Raw genomic sequence first — 16,334 nt, 5'->3', positions numbered from 1 at the left:
GATTCAGCCTGTCAGCTGCTGTAGTAATAGACTCCTGTACAGATTACCTCAGCTGGTCCTGTCATAAAAACATTTCCTTCTTCAGACCAATTAATAAGCAAATCTCCGCCTGCTAAATGAACCGTCGTATCTTCTCCTCTTTTAGTGAACCCATTTAAAACAGAAGAAACAACGGCGGCACATGCTCCTGTACCGCAAGCCATCGTTACGCCTGAACCGCGCTCCCACACTCTGAAGTGAAGCTCGTTTTCAGATACGACTTCTACAAATTCGACATTCACACTTTCAGGAAATAGAGGGGCTTTTTCAACAACCGGACCAAGGGTTAAAACAGGTGCCGTCTCAATATCATCCACATAAAAGACCAGATGAGGATTCCCCATTGAAACAGCAGTGCCCATATACTGTTTTCCGTTAAATTCAAGAGGTGCGTTTACCGCTCTTTCATCCGGATTTCCCTGCATCGGAATTTCGCTGCGGGTAAGCAGAGGTTCTCCCATGTCAATTGTCACTTTGCTGATAACGGAACCTTCGCCTTCAAGTTTTGCATAGACAAGGCCTGAGAGGGTTTCAATTGAAAACTCTCTTTCTTCTGTCAGTTTATTCTCATACGCGTATTTCGCCACGCAGCGAAGTCCGTTTCCGCAGTTTTTCCCTTCAGAGCCGTCACTGTTGAAAATTCTCATCTTTACGGCTGCTTTATCTGAAGGACAAATGAGGATCATGCCGTCTGATCCTATCCCTGTATAGACATTCGATACCTTTACGGCGATTTCGGATATACGTGATTCTTCAATCTTTTCTTCGAACATATTTACATATATATAGTTATTTCCAAGTGCGTGCATTTTGGTAAAGTTAAATTGGTTCATAAGAGTCTCCCGTTTTTTTTCTTTTTATAAGTATAAAATGCTGGAAACCGGAGCACAATAGAAATATCCCCCGTTTGTTATAGATAATAAAAGCTCCCTGCTTCATGCAGGGAGCTTTTATTCGTTACGGCAGTCTTAAAACATAAACATTCCTGCAATTGCAGCACTCAACAGGTTTGCAAAGCCGCAATCGCAAAAAGCACGGCAACCCCCATTATTCCCCATAAAAAATTCGTCATTTCTTCAAACTTAGACAATAAACTTTGATGTGTCTAAATTAACAGCCGATTTCAGCAGTGTCCATATACTTTTGACAAAAAACGATATTCAGTACTTGCTACATTTTAGAGCGCTACTGATTAGTTGCCATTATGCAAGAAAGGATACTTAATCTCCTGCACTACTCCGTTTGATGATCCTGAACTGAGAGATAAGTGCCATCAAAATAGAAAATCCTCCGCTTGATGGTTCCGAACCCAGAAATAAGTGACATCAAAATAGAAAATCCTCCGCTTGATGGTTCCGAACCCAGAGATAAGTGACATCAAAATAGAAAATCCTCCGCTTGATGGTTCCGAACTCAGAGATATGTGACATCAAAATAGAAAATCCTCCGCTTGATGGTTCCGAACTCACAGATAAGTGCCATCAAAATAGAAAATCCTCCGCTTGATGGTTCTGAACTCAGTGATAAGTGCCATCAAAATAGAAAATCCTCCGCTTGATGGTTCCGAACCCACAGATAAGTGCCATCAAAATAGAAAATCCTCCGCTTGATGGTTCCGAACTCACAGATAAGTGCCATCAAAATAGAAAATCCTCCGTTTGATGGTTCCGAACCCACAGATAAGTGACATCAAAATAGAAAATCCTCCGCTTGATGGTTCCGAACTCACAGATAAGTGCCATCAAAATAGAAAATCCTCCGCTGGATGGTTCCGAACTCACAGATAAGTGCCATCAAAATAGAATATCCTCCGCTTAATGGTTCCGAACCCACAGATAAGTGACATCAAAATAGAATATCATCCGCTTGATGGTTCCGAACCCACAGATAAGTGCCATCAAACATATAAAAACACGCACCGAAGTACGTGTTTTTTAAAAATGCATCTATTAAAACATAGGATTTTCTTCCAGATACTCATAAACGTTCTTTACGAGTTCGTCTGATGTCTCCCCTGTTACAATCTCTCCGTTGACAAGGGCATAGAGTGACGAATAGCATTTGCCGCAGTACCCTAAACACCCGTATTCAATAATATCCAGATTCGGATCTTTTTCGAGCTGTTCTAAAGCAGCTTGGGACCCGTTCGCCAGATTGCTTATGCAAAATTCAATTATTGGTTTCAACCTTATCACCTCGCACCTGCAACCAATGCTACTCTTTTCATGCCCCATCGTCAATATTTAACGTTTTATGATATACTTTTCAGTAAATAACAACACATATTTATAAAAGTGATTTACTATTGGCGGACTTTGCAGATTATTAGATGACTTTTTCATAACATATTGTGGTTTATCTGCAAATTCGTTATACTTTTATATGGCATATTGCAAAGGTTTTCTTATGAATCACCCATAAAATAGATTAGAATATACTCGCTTAATGAGGAGAAAAAGGGGAATCTGCAATGAAGAACTTAGTTATTCTTGGCGGCGGATACGGCGGAATGCGCATCCTTCACAGGCTGCTTCCTGGACAGCTGCCTGATGATGTGCAAATTACACTCATAGATAAAAATCCCTATCACTGCTTAAAAACGGAATATTACGCGCTTGCTGCGGGAACGATTTCAGACCATCACATACGCGTCGATTTTCCTGAGCATGAGCGTCTGAACACAGCTTACGGGGAAATCACTTCCATTGACCTTCAGGAAAAAAAGGTTTATCTGTCCAATCAGGAACCGATTTCATACGATGATCTGATTATCGGCCTGGGCTGTGAGGACAAGTATCACAATGTTCCGGGAGCAAAAGAATATACACACAGCATCCAGACCATTGACCAGTCACGGGAAACATATCAGCTGCTTAACAACCTGAGCGGCGGAGCATCTGTTGCAATCGTTGGCGCAGGCCTAAGCGGAGTTGAACTTGCCAGTGAGCTCAGAGAAAGCCGCAAAGATTTGAAAATCACATTATATGACCGCGGCAAGAATATTCTCTCAAGCTTCCCTGAACGTTTGAGCAAATATGTACAAGGCTGGTTTGAAGACCATGGCGTGACAATCGTGAACAGCGCGAATGTGACAAAAGTAGAGCAAAACGTTCTCTACAATCATGATGAGCCGCTTACATATGATGCCATCGTATGGACAGCAGGCATTCAGCCAAATAAAGTAGTCAGAGACCTTCCGGTTGAAAAAGATCCGCAGGGAAGGGTCATCCTGACGAAGCAGCATTTTCTTCCTGATTATGAGGATGCTTTCGTTGTCGGCGACTGCGCGAGTCTCCCTCATGCTCCAAGTGCCCAGCTTGCTGAAGCACAGGCCGAGCAGATTGTTCAGGTTCTGCTGAAAAAATGGAATGGTGAAGAACTTCCGCAAAACTTCCCTGCCTTCAAATTAAAAGGCGTGCTCGGATCACTTGGAAAAAAACATGGCTTTGGCCTTGTAAATGACCGTCCTCTGATTGGACGTGTCCCTAGACTATTAAAATCAGGGATTCTTTGGATGTACAAGTATCATAATGGGTAAAGGACAGGATGCAATTCCTGACTGTCCTCAACTAAAAAAAACGCAAGGCAGTCTGCAGCCTTGCGTTTTCTTTGTTTTTTTCACGATGCGGAAACGTAGCCGTGCTTTTCCAATTCTGCATAAATCACTTTTAATTTCGGGCTGCCTTCCCCTACCACTTCTCCATTAATGACGACAAGCGGATAGAAGTATTCATCATTCGCAATCTTTTCTGCAAATTCCTTTTTCTCCGCATCTTCGTGCTCCTGATAAATATCCACATATTCAATATGAAAGGGCTGCTGCGGGAATTTGCGTGAAAGAGCCGCTTCGAGCCATTCGCATGTATCTTTTGTTGAAGGGAGGTTTACACAGCTCGGACAGAGCACTTCAGCACCGTACACAAAAACCTTCAGTCGTTTTTCCATCGTTCTCCCCCTGTTCTTTTCTTTCATTGTAAGGGACAGCGTTCATTTTTGCCACGAAAAATACAGGCTGCTTTCCATTTTTATTCCCGCCAGAATGTGATAAAATGAAACTAATTACAGAATTTGCACCAGTCAAAACAATAGATTTTCACACGTATTTTGAATATAATAGCAAGATAAGGAAGGAGTCGATTTCAAATGACAACAGAAACTCAAATGGTTGAACAAGTTCAGGAAGTACTAGATAAACTGCGTCCGTTCCTTCTTCGCGATGGCGGAGACTGCGAATTGGTTGATGTAGAGGACGGTATTGTCAAGTTGCGTCTTCTTGGAGCATGCGGAAGCTGCCCGAGTTCAACTATTACACTTAAAGCCGGTATCGAACGTGCTCTCTTAGAAGAAGTTCCTGGCGTTGTTGAGGTAGAGCAAGTATTTTAATGCAAAAGCGGAAGCGCCTTGATTAGATTCGATAGGCAGATAAGAATCCGTCAGAAAAGTCCGGTTTTGACTTTTTTGGCGGATTTGTTCTGACAGAGGATCTAGGCGCTGGAGCTGGACGTGGATGACTTATGTTGTCCACAAATTTTCATAATAGTGCAAAAAAGATGGTGAGCCCGCTCACCATCTTTTTTTATTTACAGGTATTTATCAAACCATTCCTTAATATGATTCAGGCGGTCAATTCTGAGCTTTGGATGCCCGCTTCTTGACAGTTCATGGTTCGCTTCAGGGAAACGGACGAGCTTAGTCTCTTTTTTCAGTTGCTTCAGAGCGATGTAAAGCTGTTCTGCCTGCTCAACAGGACAGCGGTAGTCCTTTTCGCCGTGAAGAATAAGAAGAGGAGTCTCGACGTTCTTAACGTATTTTAACGGTGAATGGTGCCACAGCTTCTCGAAATCATCAATCAAATTCCCGCCAAGCTCCCATTCAGTGAAGTAGTATCCAATGTCGCTCACTCCGTAAAAGCTGATCCAGTTGGAGATTGAACGCTGTGTCACTGCTGCTTTAAACCGGTTTGTATGGCCGACAATCCAGTTTGTCATAAAGCCTCCGTAGCTGCCTCCAGTTACACCGAGCCTGTCCTCATCGATAAAATCATATGTGTTCAGCACATAATCTACAGCACTCATCAAGTCGGTATAATCGCTTCCGCCATAATCTCCCCGAACCTGGTCAACGAAATGCTGGCCGTATCCGTGGCTTCCACGCGGATTTGTATAAAGAACCGCTTTTCCGCTTGCAGCGAGCATTTGGAATTCATGGAAATAGGTGTTGGCGTACATCGCGTGCGGACCCCCGTGAATTTCAAGAACAAGCGGGTACTTCACGCCTTCCGCGTAGCCTGCCGGTTTCATGATCCATCCGTGAATCTCAAGTCCGTCCTCCGCTTTATATGCAATTGCTTCCGGAACAGAGAGCTCCACTTCGTTTATAAAAGCTTCATTAATGCTTGTCAGCTGCCTGTTTTCACCTGTGCTGAAATCGAAAAAGTACAGGTCGCTCGGATGATCCGGACGGCTGATGCCAAGGACAGCCGTATGGCTTTGAACATGAACGGACAACCCATAGACGTGCTCGTTTTCAAAGCGGACAGGAACTGTCTGGCCTTCAAGCGAACCGTAGTAAACGCCTGTATTTCCCTGATCCGTCACAATGAAATAAAAGCCCTGGCTGTCTTCCGTCCAGATAAGTCCCGGATAGACACTTCCCGAAATAAAATCTGCCACCGCCGCATCGCTGATATGAACATCCCAGTCTGCAGAATAGCAGGAAAGCTCCCCAGTTTCACGATTAGACAGCCATATTTTTGAAAACGTAGCCCCAAGATATTCTTTTTCATGTCCTAAAAAGGCTACATACCTGCCGTCAGGCGACCAGGATGGATTGCCGTAAAATCCATTGCTGTTTGTCAGTTTTGTCAGGTCCTGCCCGTCAAGAGACAGAATATAGACATCTGAGATCAGGTTTTGGTCAGGATCATCCGTCATATTTGATGTAAAAGCTACGGCCTTTCCATCAGGCGACCAAGCTGCATCGCTGCAGTCATATTCTCTGAACCCAAGCAGTTTGAGTTCTCCGGTTTCCGCATCTGCAACAGCAAGCTGTCTTTTTTTGTTTCTGACGAAGCCTGAAGCATCCGACTTATATCTCTTGTCTTCAACAACGAGCGGTTCCGGCTGCTTTTCCTCTTCTTTCGCTTTTTCCAATGTATCTTCAGGAGCAAGTGCAAGAGAAACAAGGATACTCGCACTATCCGGGCTCCACACAGGCTGGGAAACGGCAAGATGCTCTTCTGTCAGTGCTTTTGCTTCTCCACCTCCTGCTGACATAACGTAAAGCTGATTTTTCCCGCTTCTGTTGGACAAAAAGGCAAGCCTGCTGCCATCGGGGGACCATCGTGGCGATGTGTTTCTGTGTTCACCAAATGTCCATTGAACCTTCTCGCCTGTTTTTAAATCAAGCAAAAACAGGTTTGATATGTAGTGATGTTTTTCTTCCTGAATCGATGTCTCAACGTATACAGCTTTCGTTCCGCAGGGTGACATTTGCGGATCGTTGACAGACTTCAGTTTGTATAAATCTTCTGCAGCAATGACCCTTTTTTCCATTTTCACTCACACCATTCTTTCTCTTAAATTTGCTCTTATTCTATTTATTTCGACAAGCTAAATAGTTTTCCTTCTCCGCCTTTGATTTTAAACTAAAAAAAGCATCCTCATCCTGAGAATGCTTTCAGCCGATCGAGTCATGAACTTGTCCCGCACCTTTTTCATAGTAAACGTTTGCTCCTTCAAGAACGGGTTCAAGCACATCCACTTCACATTTGGGAAATTTCATTTTGAGCACATCTGCAAGGGCCTTCCCTTTGCCTTTTGCAGCAAACGCAAGAACGGTCGGGCCTGCACCGCTTAGGGCAGCACCGTAAGCACCTGCTTCGAGAACAGCTTCCTGCACTCGGGAAAGTTCTTTAATGAGCGTTCCTCTGTAAGGCTGATGAAACAAATCCTTCTGCATCATTTTCCCTGCAAGCGTCCAATTGTTAGAAAGCACGGCTGCGACGAGAACGTTGCTTACTGCACTTGCTTCAACTGCCCCGCTGTACTCAAGGTACCCTGGAAGTACATCCCTCGCATCCTTTGTATAAAGTTTATACGGGGGGACAACCGCAACCAGTTCAACATCCACCTGCTGCACAGACACGAGCTCTGTTTCCTGCTCCTGATGAATACCTACAACCAGACCCCCGTACAGCGAAGCACCTGCATTATCGGGATGACCTTCGATCAGGCTTGCAAAATGAAGCTTTTCTTTCATCGTAAGCTCCAGTCTGCACAGCTCATTTGCAAGCTCTACGCCTGCAACGATGGCCGCGGCGCTGCTGCCGAGCCCCCTTGCCATCGGAATATCGCTCCATACTTCAACTCTGCAGGGTGGAAGCTTTGCATTACAGGTGCCGGCAACCTGCTCAGCCACCTGATAGATCAAATTTTCCTTGCCTTCCGGAATATCCGCCATTTCATCATTCAGGGGAACAAATGTCCAGCTGCGGTCCCTTGTGACATTCAGTTCAAGATATCTGCTGACTGCAAGGCCGACAGAATCAAAGCCGGGGCCGAGGTTCGCCGTGCTGCCAGGCACCCTTATTTTAAGCATGTCACCTTCATTCACCATGCACCGACTCCTTTAAGCTGCTCCATGACAGCACGCTCGTCATTCGGCAGTACGGCAGGCTTTATAGATGATACATCAATGGCTGTATTCGGATCCTTCAAGCCGTTTCCGGTCAGAACCGCTACTGCCTTTGCTCCTTTTTTATAAACTCCTTTTTTAGCATTTTTAATCAGCCCTGCAATGGAAGCACAGGATGCCGGTTCGGCAAAAATGCCTTCCGTTCTGGCAAGAAGCTGGTAGGCTTCCACGATTTCTGCATCTGTTACTTCATCAATAAAACCGCCTGACTGCTCCGCTGCCTGTACGGCTTTGTCCCAGCTTGCAGGATTTCCGATCCGGATAGCCGTTGCAATCGTTTCAGGCTCTTCAATGATCTGATTCCGTACGATCGCCGCAGCACCTTCCGCCTCAAAGCCGTGCATCTGGGGAAGACCTGTCTGATGATGCTCGTGATATTCTTTGAAACCTTTCCAGTAAGCTGAGATGTTGCCTGCATTGCCGACTGGAATTGCCAGAACATCTGGAGCTGATCCCAAAGCATCACAAAGCTCGAATGCCGCTGTTTTCTGGCCTTCAAGTCTATAAGGGTTAACAGAGTTTACAAGGGTAATAGGGAGCTTTTCTGACATGCTGCGGACCATTGTAAGTGCCTGGTCAAAGTTGCCCTTGATGGCAATAATTTCAGCACCGTACATAACCGCCTGGGCAAGCTTGCCGAACGCAATTTTGCCGTCAGGAATAACGATGATGCAGCGCATCTTCGCACGCGCTGCATAAGCTGCCGCAGCAGCTGATGTATTCCCCGTTGAAGCACAGATGACTGTATCGCTGCCTTCTTCTTTTGCTTTGGCAACAGCCATGACCATTCCCCGGTCCTTAAACGAACCGGTCGGATTGGCGCCTTCCGTTTTTGCATAGAGTTCAAGACCCAGCTTTTCTGAAAGCACCGGCAGAAACAGAAGAGGCGTGTTGCCCTCGTTCAACGTGAGCAAAGGAGTCTGGTCGTTCACAGGCAGGTAATTGCGGTATTGATTTAAAAGACCTTTCCACATCATGAATATCCGTTCCCTTCTACGCGGTATGAACTCTTAATGCCCTGCACAACTTCAAGGTCAAGCAGGTTTCCGAGAATTTCATCAAAATCTTTATTTGAAGCCTGATGCGTCACAATGACAATTTCAGCAAGACTGCTGTTTTTAAGCGGCAGCTGAAGAATTTTTTCAAAGCTGACCCCGCGTTCTGAAAACAGGGATGTAATTGTTGAAAAAGCTCCGACCTGGTCTTTTACATGAATGCGCAGGAAATGCTGCGCATAAATTTCATCACTCTTCTTGAGCGCCTTTTCATATTGAGGAAGTACGGCACTGCGGCCGTTTACTCCAAGTCTCATGTTCTTCATTACACCGACAAGATCTGAAACAACGGCCGTTGCGGTCGGCAGGCTGCCTGCCCCCGGACCGTAAAACATCGTTTCGCCGACTGCCTCACCGTACACATATACAGCATTGTATTCATTGTTTACAGATGCAAGCGGATGGAAGTCAGGAAGAAGTGTCGGCTGAACGCTGACCTCAACTTTGTCACGCGTTCTGTTTGCAATCCCGATCAGCTTCATTGTGTAGCCGAGGCGTTTGCTGTAGCTGATATCCTCATCCGTCACTTCGCTGATGCCTTTTACGCTGACATCCTCTAAATCTACGTGCATAGAAAAACCGAGGCGTGCCAGAATGGCCATTTTGCGGGCAGCATCAAGCCCTTCCACATCCGCAGTCGGATCAGATTCCGCATAGCCGAGCTCCTGCGCTTCTTTCAGCACTTCCCCGTACGGACTGCCCTGCTTGCTCATTTTTGTTAAAATAAAGTTCGTCGTGCCGTTTACGATCCCCATCATTTTCGTAATCCGGTCTGATGCAAGCCCGTCTACTAAACTTCTTAAAATAGGAATGCCGCCCGCGACACTTGCTTCATAGAATAAGTCGCACCCATTCTCAGTCGCAGCATCCAGCAGCTCCGTGCCGTAAACCGCCATCAGATCTTTGTTGGCCGTCACTACGTGCTTTTTCGCCTTCAGAGCCTGAAGGATATATTCTTTCGTATGCTCAACGCCGCCCATGACTTCTATTACAACATCAATGTCAGGGTCCTGGATGACCTCATCTGCATTTTTCGTCAAAAGATCTTTTCCAAACTCAATTTGCCGTTTCTTATCTATATCCTGAACAAGAACTTTTTTCACTTTAACAGGGCAGCCTACCTGATGCATCAGCTTATCCTGGTGATCTTCAATAATTTTCACAACGCCGCTTCCGACTGTCCCGAGTCCCAATAATCCAACGTGAATCGCATTCATGATTTCTTCCACTCCCTTGATGTCTTTCTTAGAAATACATTTGTTTATGTATGATAGACATTTTCTATTATTGTCATTATAAACAGTGTGCCATTGCTTATCAATAGAGAATTTTCAGTAATTTTATTGTAATCGCTTTCTTTCCTGTTGGACCGCTGTTTATATTTTTTGTAAAGCTGGTTGGATTGTCCTCCATTAAAAAAAGCGTGCAGGGAAATTCCCGCACGCCGTTTTATTCGCGGTCAAGCTGAATGTCGTTCTCGCTTTCGACAACCACATCCATGTGACCCTTCATTTCGAGTTTTTCTTTTTCCCTCATCGCTTCTTCCTCTGTAGGAAAAACAGGGCCGTCAAAAACCCGCTCCATCGTTTCTTTATCCGTATACTGCACTAAAAAACTGTTCACGTCAGATCCCTCCCGTTTTGGAGGTCATATACCCTTTTTCTCTATCGGCTAATCTTAACGGACAGGTGTAAGCGGCTCATTTCCTTCAAGAACCTTTTTAATATTCTCTATGCAGCATGCCATCATGGCAAATCTCGTTTCCCGTGTAGCACTTCCGATATGGGGCAGCGCCACAGCATTTTCCAGCTGCAAAATGGGATGATCTGCACGGATCGGTTCGGTTTCGAATACATCCAGCCCCGCTCCTGCAATCACACCGTTCTGAAGTGCCGCAATCAGGTCTTCCTCGACAACAGTGCCTCCGCGCGAGGTGTTGACGAAAATGGCCTCCTGCTTCATTTTTTGGAAAGCGCCGGCATCAAACATCCCTTTTGTTTCGCTCGTTAATGGCGTCATGCAGACGACAAAATCAGACGCTTGCAGCAGGTCCTCAAATGACCTGTATTCTGCTCCGAGACTTTCTTCGGCCTCCCTGTCTCTTGAACGGTTATGATACAGAATGTCCATATCAAACCCTTTTGCTCTCTTGGCAACAGCCCGTCCGATGTTCCCCATCCCGACAATGCCGATTGTTTTATGATGGACATCTGCCCCAGCAAGCAGCATCGGGCTCCAGCTTGTCCATTTTCCTTCTTTTATGTAAGCTGCCGCTTCAGTCACTCTTCTAGCAGCAGACATGAGCAGCAAAAAGGTTAAATCAGCTGTTGTTTCCGTCAGAACATCCGGCGTATTGGTTATGATGATGCCTTTTTCCTTCGCATATTCCACATCCACATTGTCATAGCCGACAGCAAGATTGGCGATTACTTTTACCCCTTCACACGCATCAAGCAGCTCCTTGTCGACCTGGTCGGAAAGCATGGTCAGCAGAGCATCAGAGGTTTTTGCTTTTTGGAGCAGCAGATCCCTCGGGCACACTTCATCTTCTTTATCCCACATCTCGACATCAGCGAACGTTCTAAGCGCTTTCAAAACTTCTTCCGGAAGCTTTCTCGCAACAAATACAGCCGGCATTTCCATCCTCTCACCCTTTACCATTTTCTTTTATCTTATCATATCAGGGATGAGAGGGAGGAAATAAGCCTACAGCCAGTGAATGGAGGGCAAATAAATTTTTTTCGTTCTCATCGACAGAAGCTGTTCATAGGATTTCAGGAATCCTTCGTATCTTGAAGAGTTTTTCAGCATATCTGCAAGCTTCGCCTCATAATAAGGCTTATCCGTTTCAGCAGATAAGTAATAATCTTCAATGCACTCGAAATAATGAATCGGAAGCAGCAGCCTGCTGTAGATCAGCCTCCAGGAAAAAGGCGAAAGCGGCGTTGTCCTGTCATAGTCCTCTAAAAACTGAAAACCATCCTGGCGGAGCAACTCTGGCTCCTCAAAAAACTGGTTTCTCAAGTATTCCGCAATATCCCTGCTGCAATGATCAAACACCCAGTCTGTAGGAACCTTCACCAGACCTGACGACCTCCACGTATGGGAATAAAAGCGATTGTGGCATACTGTCGCAGAATCAATCGGCTGCGGCTCATCATCAAGCTCTGTGTCGACCAAATACTGAATGGCATTCTCCGCAATCCCCATATAATATGGAAACGATTCAGCAAACATCTTCTCAAATGAATCAAGCGGCTGGGAATTCACCTTTCCCCTCCAGAAGCCTTCCAGCTGATCTGTCCGCTTTTCCCAAAGATTTTTCCACTGCCCGATCCGGCTGATTTTAGACACCTGATACGGATAGCTTCTTGCCTTCTGATGAAAACGCGCAAGCTCTCTGCCCACCTGAAACACCCGCTCGCCCTGAACATATGATGTCTTCAGAATGCCAAATTTCCGTTTTTCCCATTCTATATACAAATTCCCCTGTTTTGTCAGCAAAAAGACGGCCACGAACGGATCTCCCCGCTCAAGCAGGTACTGGCTCATATGGTAAAGCTCATAAAGTTCTTCATCTTCATAGTGGGAAACCGGCACAATTAAATACACATGCTGATGATGCGAAAACGCATCGTAGTGACCTACCCGGAATGTCTCTCCAATTCTAAGCCCGTACTGTTCCCGAATCAATTTTTCCACCAGATTCTCCCCCATGTATAAAAAGTCCTTATCCTATCGTAATCGCAACTTAGCCGATTTATGTATAATTTGGCCCTGCGGTTAAACACTTTTTAATGATTGTCAATTTCGTTACACACTAAGAGAGCCATTTGCGTAAAATGGTAAAAAAGATTGGGTGAAATGGATGAAAGATAAAGAACAGATGGACATAGTCGAAAAAACAGCACGTCAATGGCTAACAGACCGCGGAGTAACATTAAATGACATCGCAGAACTCGTATATTTCCTGCAAGTCAAATATCATCCTTCATTAACAATCGATCAATGTTTGGAAAATATAGATCGAGTCCTTGCAAAACGCGAAGTTCAAAATGCCATCCTTACCGGCATTCAATTAGATATCCTGGCTGAAAAGAAAATGCTTGAAGAACCCCTCCAAGCCATCATCGAAAGTGACGAAAGCCTGTACGGGGTTGATGAAATCATCGCGCTCTCAATCGTCAATATCTACGGGTCAATAGGATTCACCAACTACGGATACATTGATAAAGAAAAAACCGGGCATCCTTAAATTCCTGAACGATAAATCATCCGGCATGGTCCATACCTACCTTGATGACATCGTTGGAGCCATCGCGGCAGCTGCTTCAAGCAGACTGGCGCATAGGGCAAAGAATACTGAATGAGCACGAAAAAAGCTGCATCCAGAGAAATAGGATGCAGCTTTTTAACATTGGCTTTCTTATATATTATCAAACCACTCAGAAAGAGAATCAACCGTAAAGGTCGGCTTTTCATCATAGTTCACAAGGTGCTCCCGCAGAGTTACGCCAGTATGGACAAGCAGGGTATCAAGGCCAGTATTCATTCCCGCTTTTATATCTGTGTCATAGTTGTCCCCTACCATCAGCGTTTCCTCAGGTTTTGTGCCGAGCACTTTCAAAGCCTGCTCCATAATAATGCTTTCAGGCTTGCCGATAAAGATTGGATCTACAGTTGTGCTGACAGCGATGACAGACGTGAGAGAACCGTTGCCAGGCAAAAGGCCGCGTTCTGTCGGAATCGCAATGTCCCCGTTTGTAGAGATAAACGTCGCACCATTGCGGACGGCAATGCATCCGAGAGCGAGTTTCTCATAAGTGATTTCCCTGTCAATTCCCGATACTACAAAATCAGGGTTTTCATCTACAAGCTGCAGACCGCGTTCGATGAGAGCTTTTTGAATCCCCTCTTCGCCTATGACATACACGGATGCATCAGGTTTTTTCTCCCAGATAAAATTGGCAGTTGCCTGGCTTGTTGTAAACACTTTATCTTCACTTGCTGGAATATCAAATGTATTGAGTTTTTCTGCTACCTGCTTTGGTGTTCTTGATGAATTGTTGGTCACAAACAGATAGGGAATCTTTTTCTCAATCAGCAATTTGACAAAGTCGCTTGCTTCTTCAATCCGCTCTTTGCCGCGGTACATCGTGCCGTCGAGGTCAATTAAGTAGCCGTTGTATGTTTTCAAAGTGTGTGCACTCCCTGTATATAAAAATAAGACGCAATATCATCATTGCGTCTCTTCATTATAATCCGCCCGTTTGTTAATGTCTAAAAGCAGAGACGGGTCCGAGTTCATTTTCCAGATAGGTTCTTACGCGGGCCGGAAACGAAGCTAGCACGTCTGCATGCTCCTTTAGGCAGTGTGTTAATTCCCCATGGTTAATCCCCAGGTATTCCTGCACCAGCTGCTTGCGGAAACCGATCACTGCTTTGAGACCGTCTGCTTCATCAGCCCCGATTACTTTTTCATCGAGCATAATGTCGATTATATCTTCATAGCTCCCGGGGTCACGCATGATAAATCCGTCAATGATGGCATTGCCTGTATCCAAAATGGCTTCAATCAGCATGTGGGCAAGCCGTTCAAGCGCTTTCAATTCAAGGTCAGTGTTCCAGTTCTTCTGCTCAGAAAAAAGAGTCAGGTTTTTTTCATAATAAACAAGCGTTTCTTCTATCTTTTCACGGTCGACAAAATACATCCCATTACACTCCCAGCACAGTTGAATGCTTTTATTTTACCACATTCACAGCACTTTGTTTCAGGATTGGATGACGTCTGCTATTATTAAGGGACAAAGATACATGAGAGGGGATTTACGGATGTCTGAACGATTTTTTTTATATGATGATACGGTTGAAACAAAGACACGATTTGTCAGCTTTATGGGAGAGAACAGCCGGTTTGACCTGGCGATTGTCAGATCCGACCGTTATTACGGGAAGCACCTTGTCCTCAACCTGCTCAGCAGCCGCTTTGCCATTATCGGCGAAGATGATTTGAATGAGCCGGGTTATATTGAACATGCTTACGGCCTTGATGAAAATGAGGCAAATGAACTTAGAGAATTTTTGTATGAAATTGTCTGATTAAGATGTGTCCTGCTTTTGCACAATAAGAAAAAAAGCAGGTGATCTGAATGGATGATAAAGAAAAACGGGAGTATACGGATTTTTCGAATGTGGAAAGCATGCGGAATTTCATCCTGCCGGAAATTACGCCGGAAGGCCCTTACGGCGCTCCAAGAGGAAAGAATACGCCGGTAGAGAATAAAAGCACGGAGTGGAAAGAAGGCCAGCGCTATTACAGCGCGTTTAACTATGAGTTCAAATCTCTTCATCAGAATCTGCCAAGGCAGTATCCCGGAGCACATCCGACTCATGATGATCCGGAGAAAAATGAAGAGCCTCCCTATACAGCCAAATAGAAAAAATACAAGCCGCTGTTATACGCAGCGGCTTATTTCTTTATTCGTTTCAAAACGAAATGCGCACAGCCGAAATTACAGTACTCAAATATGTACTCGTCAAGCGTGCTGATTTTCGTGTCATAGGAAGCTTTTTGGTTCTGATCATCAAAAAAGCCTTTCAGCCTGAGCTGATTATAGCCCCAATCCCCCACGATGTAATCGTACTTGTTCAGGATCTCAGAGTAGCGCGCTTTGAATGCTTCTTCATTAAAGCCGTTTCGCTCGTCCTTAATCAATTCAAAAGTATGATTTTGAACAGTTATCACAACTATCACCTCTCAACCGCATTATTTACTATCATAATCGATTTCCCCATCAATTGCTAAGAAAGTTTGGATATGTTTTGGCAAACCTAAGGTTACGGAGGTGTTTGCGATGAAGAAAATCGCGTTCACGGCATCCATAATCGGGATGGCCATCATCACGGGATGCCAGAATACAGCTAGTGAAAACGACCTTTTTGAAGAAAGCGGAAATACGGTCAATGTCAACGACCGCAACGAATTGTACAACGAAGACGGGATGAAAAAAGGAGAGAAGAACACAACTTCAAACTTTGGGTATGTCCGTCACGAAAAAAGCAACCTCGCCAGAGATATTGACTACAATAAAGTTCCCGGCATCGACCATGAGCAGCTGGCAAATGTGATATCAGATCTTGTGATCCAGCTGCCTGGTGTAGAGGACGCTGCAACCCTTGTGACAGATGAAGAAGTATTAATTGCCTATGAGGCGGAGAAAAACAGAGACCGATTTGAAACCGCAGATATGGTAAAAAAAGCAGCAATATCCGCCATACCAAGGTATTATCATGTCTATGTCTCAGACCAGCCGGGGATGATCAAGCAAATTGAAGGCTATTCGGGCCTTGACGCCAACAGCCGTGACATTGACGAAATCATCAACAGCACAATCAAAGAAATGCTCAAATCCCCTCAGGGACGCAAGCTCAACACCGGCGAAAACCCTAATGGTGAAGGCTACGGGGAAACAAACGAAGAGCTTGACCAAGACATGAAGGATAAGTATCAGGAGACTAGATATAAATAAACGCAAAAACCCGCAG

17 protein-coding genes and 2 pseudogenes are annotated in these 16,334 nt (G+C 45.0%); 6 read left to right on the top strand and 13 right to left on the bottom strand.

Annotation, left to right across the window (positions count from 1 at the left end; all coding sequences use genetic code 11):
- Positions 1 to 11 precede the first annotated feature (11 nt).
- Both dapF and RKD52_RS03990 read right to left on the bottom strand, forming a co-directional pair.
- Positions 12 to 872, bottom strand: a complete 861-nt coding sequence (gene dapF, locus RKD52_RS03995; RefSeq protein WP_454098758.1) for a diaminopimelate epimerase — start codon at positions 870 to 872, stop codon at positions 12 to 14.
- 1,116 nt (positions 873 to 1,988) lie between these two features.
- Positions 1,989 to 2,273: a YuzB family protein gene (locus RKD52_RS03990; RefSeq protein WP_369734239.1), complete on the bottom strand. Its 285-nt coding sequence runs from the start codon at positions 2,271 to 2,273 to the stop codon at positions 1,989 to 1,991.
- A 236-nt stretch (positions 2,274 to 2,509) separates the two neighbouring features.
- On the opposite strand from RKD52_RS03990, the gene RKD52_RS03985 reads away from it, so the two are divergent.
- Positions 2,510 to 3,577 (top strand): NAD(P)/FAD-dependent oxidoreductase, encoded by a 1,068-nt coding sequence (locus RKD52_RS03985; RefSeq protein WP_454098757.1) that lies wholly within the window; start codon positions 2,510 to 2,512, stop codon positions 3,575 to 3,577.
- Positions 3,578 to 3,657: 80 nt separating this feature from the next.
- Here RKD52_RS03985 and RKD52_RS03980 read toward each other — a convergent pair whose 3' ends face one another.
- Positions 3,658 to 3,984 (bottom strand): YuzD family protein, encoded by a 327-nt coding sequence (locus RKD52_RS03980; RefSeq protein ID WP_454098756.1) that lies wholly within the window; start codon positions 3,982 to 3,984, stop codon positions 3,658 to 3,660.
- A 104-nt stretch (positions 3,985 to 4,088) separates the two neighbouring features.
- On the opposite strand from RKD52_RS03980, the pseudogene RKD52_RS03975 reads away from it, so the two are divergent.
- Positions 4,089 to 4,422 (top strand): annotated as a pseudogene (locus tag RKD52_RS03975) (NifU family protein).
- A 197-nt stretch (positions 4,423 to 4,619) separates the two neighbouring features.
- Here the strand turns inward: RKD52_RS03975 and RKD52_RS03970 are convergent.
- The 7 genes from RKD52_RS03970 to yutH all read right to left on the bottom strand — a co-directional run bounded on the left by RKD52_RS03970 (position 4,620) and on the right by yutH (position 12,494).
- Entirely contained in the window at positions 4,620 to 6,593 is a 1,974-nt protein-coding gene (locus tag RKD52_RS03970; RefSeq protein WP_454098755.1) for a S9 family peptidase, read from the bottom strand.
- A 124-nt stretch (positions 6,594 to 6,717) separates the two neighbouring features.
- Positions 6,718 to 7,653, bottom strand: a complete 936-nt coding sequence (gene thrB / locus RKD52_RS03965) for a homoserine kinase (RefSeq protein ID WP_454101133.1) — start codon at positions 7,651 to 7,653, stop codon at positions 6,718 to 6,720.
- Positions 7,650 to 8,708: a threonine synthase gene (thrC, locus tag RKD52_RS03960; RefSeq protein ID WP_454101132.1), complete on the bottom strand. Its 1,059-nt coding sequence runs from the start codon at positions 8,706 to 8,708 to the stop codon at positions 7,650 to 7,652. The genes thrB and thrC overlap by 4 nt, the downstream gene beginning before the upstream one ends.
- On the bottom strand, positions 8,708 to 10,006 hold the full coding sequence (locus RKD52_RS03955) for a homoserine dehydrogenase (protein ID WP_369734242.1): 1,299 nt from the start codon (positions 10,004 to 10,006) through the stop codon (positions 8,708 to 8,710). The genes thrC and RKD52_RS03955 overlap by 1 nt, the downstream gene beginning before the upstream one ends.
- Positions 10,007 to 10,238: 232 nt before the next feature.
- Positions 10,239 to 10,412 (bottom strand): hypothetical protein, encoded by a 174-nt coding sequence (locus RKD52_RS03950; RefSeq protein WP_158001668.1) that lies wholly within the window; start codon positions 10,410 to 10,412, stop codon positions 10,239 to 10,241.
- 54 nt (positions 10,413 to 10,466) lie between these two features.
- Positions 10,467 to 11,432: a 2-hydroxyacid dehydrogenase gene (locus RKD52_RS03945; RefSeq protein WP_454098754.1), complete on the bottom strand. Its 966-nt coding sequence runs from the start codon at positions 11,430 to 11,432 to the stop codon at positions 10,467 to 10,469.
- Positions 11,433 to 11,495: 63 nt separating this feature from the next.
- The gene (gene yutH / locus RKD52_RS03940; protein ID WP_454101131.1) at positions 11,496 to 12,494 is read right to left on the bottom strand and encodes a spore coat putative kinase YutH; all 999 of its coding nucleotides are present in this window, start codon (positions 12,492 to 12,494) and stop codon (positions 11,496 to 11,498) included.
- Between the two features lie 163 nt (positions 12,495 to 12,657).
- Between yutH and RKD52_RS03935 the strand changes: the two are divergent.
- Positions 12,658 to 13,159: pseudogene (locus RKD52_RS03935) on the top strand (phosphatidylglycerophosphatase A family protein).
- A gap of 56 nt (positions 13,160 to 13,215) precedes the next feature.
- On the opposite strand, the gene RKD52_RS03930 reads toward RKD52_RS03935, so the two are convergent.
- Positions 13,216 to 13,986: a TIGR01457 family HAD-type hydrolase gene (locus RKD52_RS03930; RefSeq protein ID WP_454098753.1), complete on the bottom strand. Its 771-nt coding sequence runs from the start codon at positions 13,984 to 13,986 to the stop codon at positions 13,216 to 13,218.
- A gap of 76 nt (positions 13,987 to 14,062) precedes the next feature.
- Positions 14,063 to 14,500 (bottom strand): DUF86 domain-containing protein, encoded by a 438-nt coding sequence (locus RKD52_RS03925; protein WP_454098752.1) that lies wholly within the window; start codon positions 14,498 to 14,500, stop codon positions 14,063 to 14,065.
- Positions 14,501 to 14,621: 121 nt separating this feature from the next.
- Between RKD52_RS03925 and RKD52_RS03920 the strand changes: the two genes are divergently transcribed.
- Both RKD52_RS03920 and RKD52_RS03915 read left to right on the top strand, forming a co-directional pair.
- Positions 14,622 to 14,888: a DUF3055 domain-containing protein gene (locus tag RKD52_RS03920; RefSeq protein WP_029284179.1), complete on the top strand. Its 267-nt coding sequence runs from the start codon at positions 14,622 to 14,624 to the stop codon at positions 14,886 to 14,888.
- 50 nt (positions 14,889 to 14,938) lie between these two features.
- Positions 14,939 to 15,226: a cytosolic protein gene (locus RKD52_RS03915; RefSeq protein WP_454098751.1), complete on the top strand. Its 288-nt coding sequence runs from the start codon at positions 14,939 to 14,941 to the stop codon at positions 15,224 to 15,226.
- Between the two features lie 32 nt (positions 15,227 to 15,258).
- Here RKD52_RS03915 and RKD52_RS03910 read toward each other — a convergent pair whose 3' ends face one another.
- Positions 15,259 to 15,534: a YutD family protein gene (locus RKD52_RS03910; protein ID WP_029284183.1), complete on the bottom strand. Its 276-nt coding sequence runs from the start codon at positions 15,532 to 15,534 to the stop codon at positions 15,259 to 15,261.
- Positions 15,535 to 15,643: 109 nt separating this feature from the next.
- On the opposite strand from RKD52_RS03910, the gene RKD52_RS03905 reads away from it, so the two are divergent.
- On the top strand, positions 15,644 to 16,318 hold the full coding sequence (locus RKD52_RS03905; RefSeq protein WP_454098750.1) for a YhcN/YlaJ family sporulation lipoprotein: 675 nt from the start codon (positions 15,644 to 15,646) through the stop codon (positions 16,316 to 16,318).
- Positions 16,319 to 16,334 lie beyond the last annotated feature (16 nt).

The organism is Metabacillus sp. SLBN-84 (genome assembly GCF_053629595.1).
Note: the sequence above shows the minus strand (reverse complement) of the source record. Positions and strands in the feature narration are given on the sequence as shown.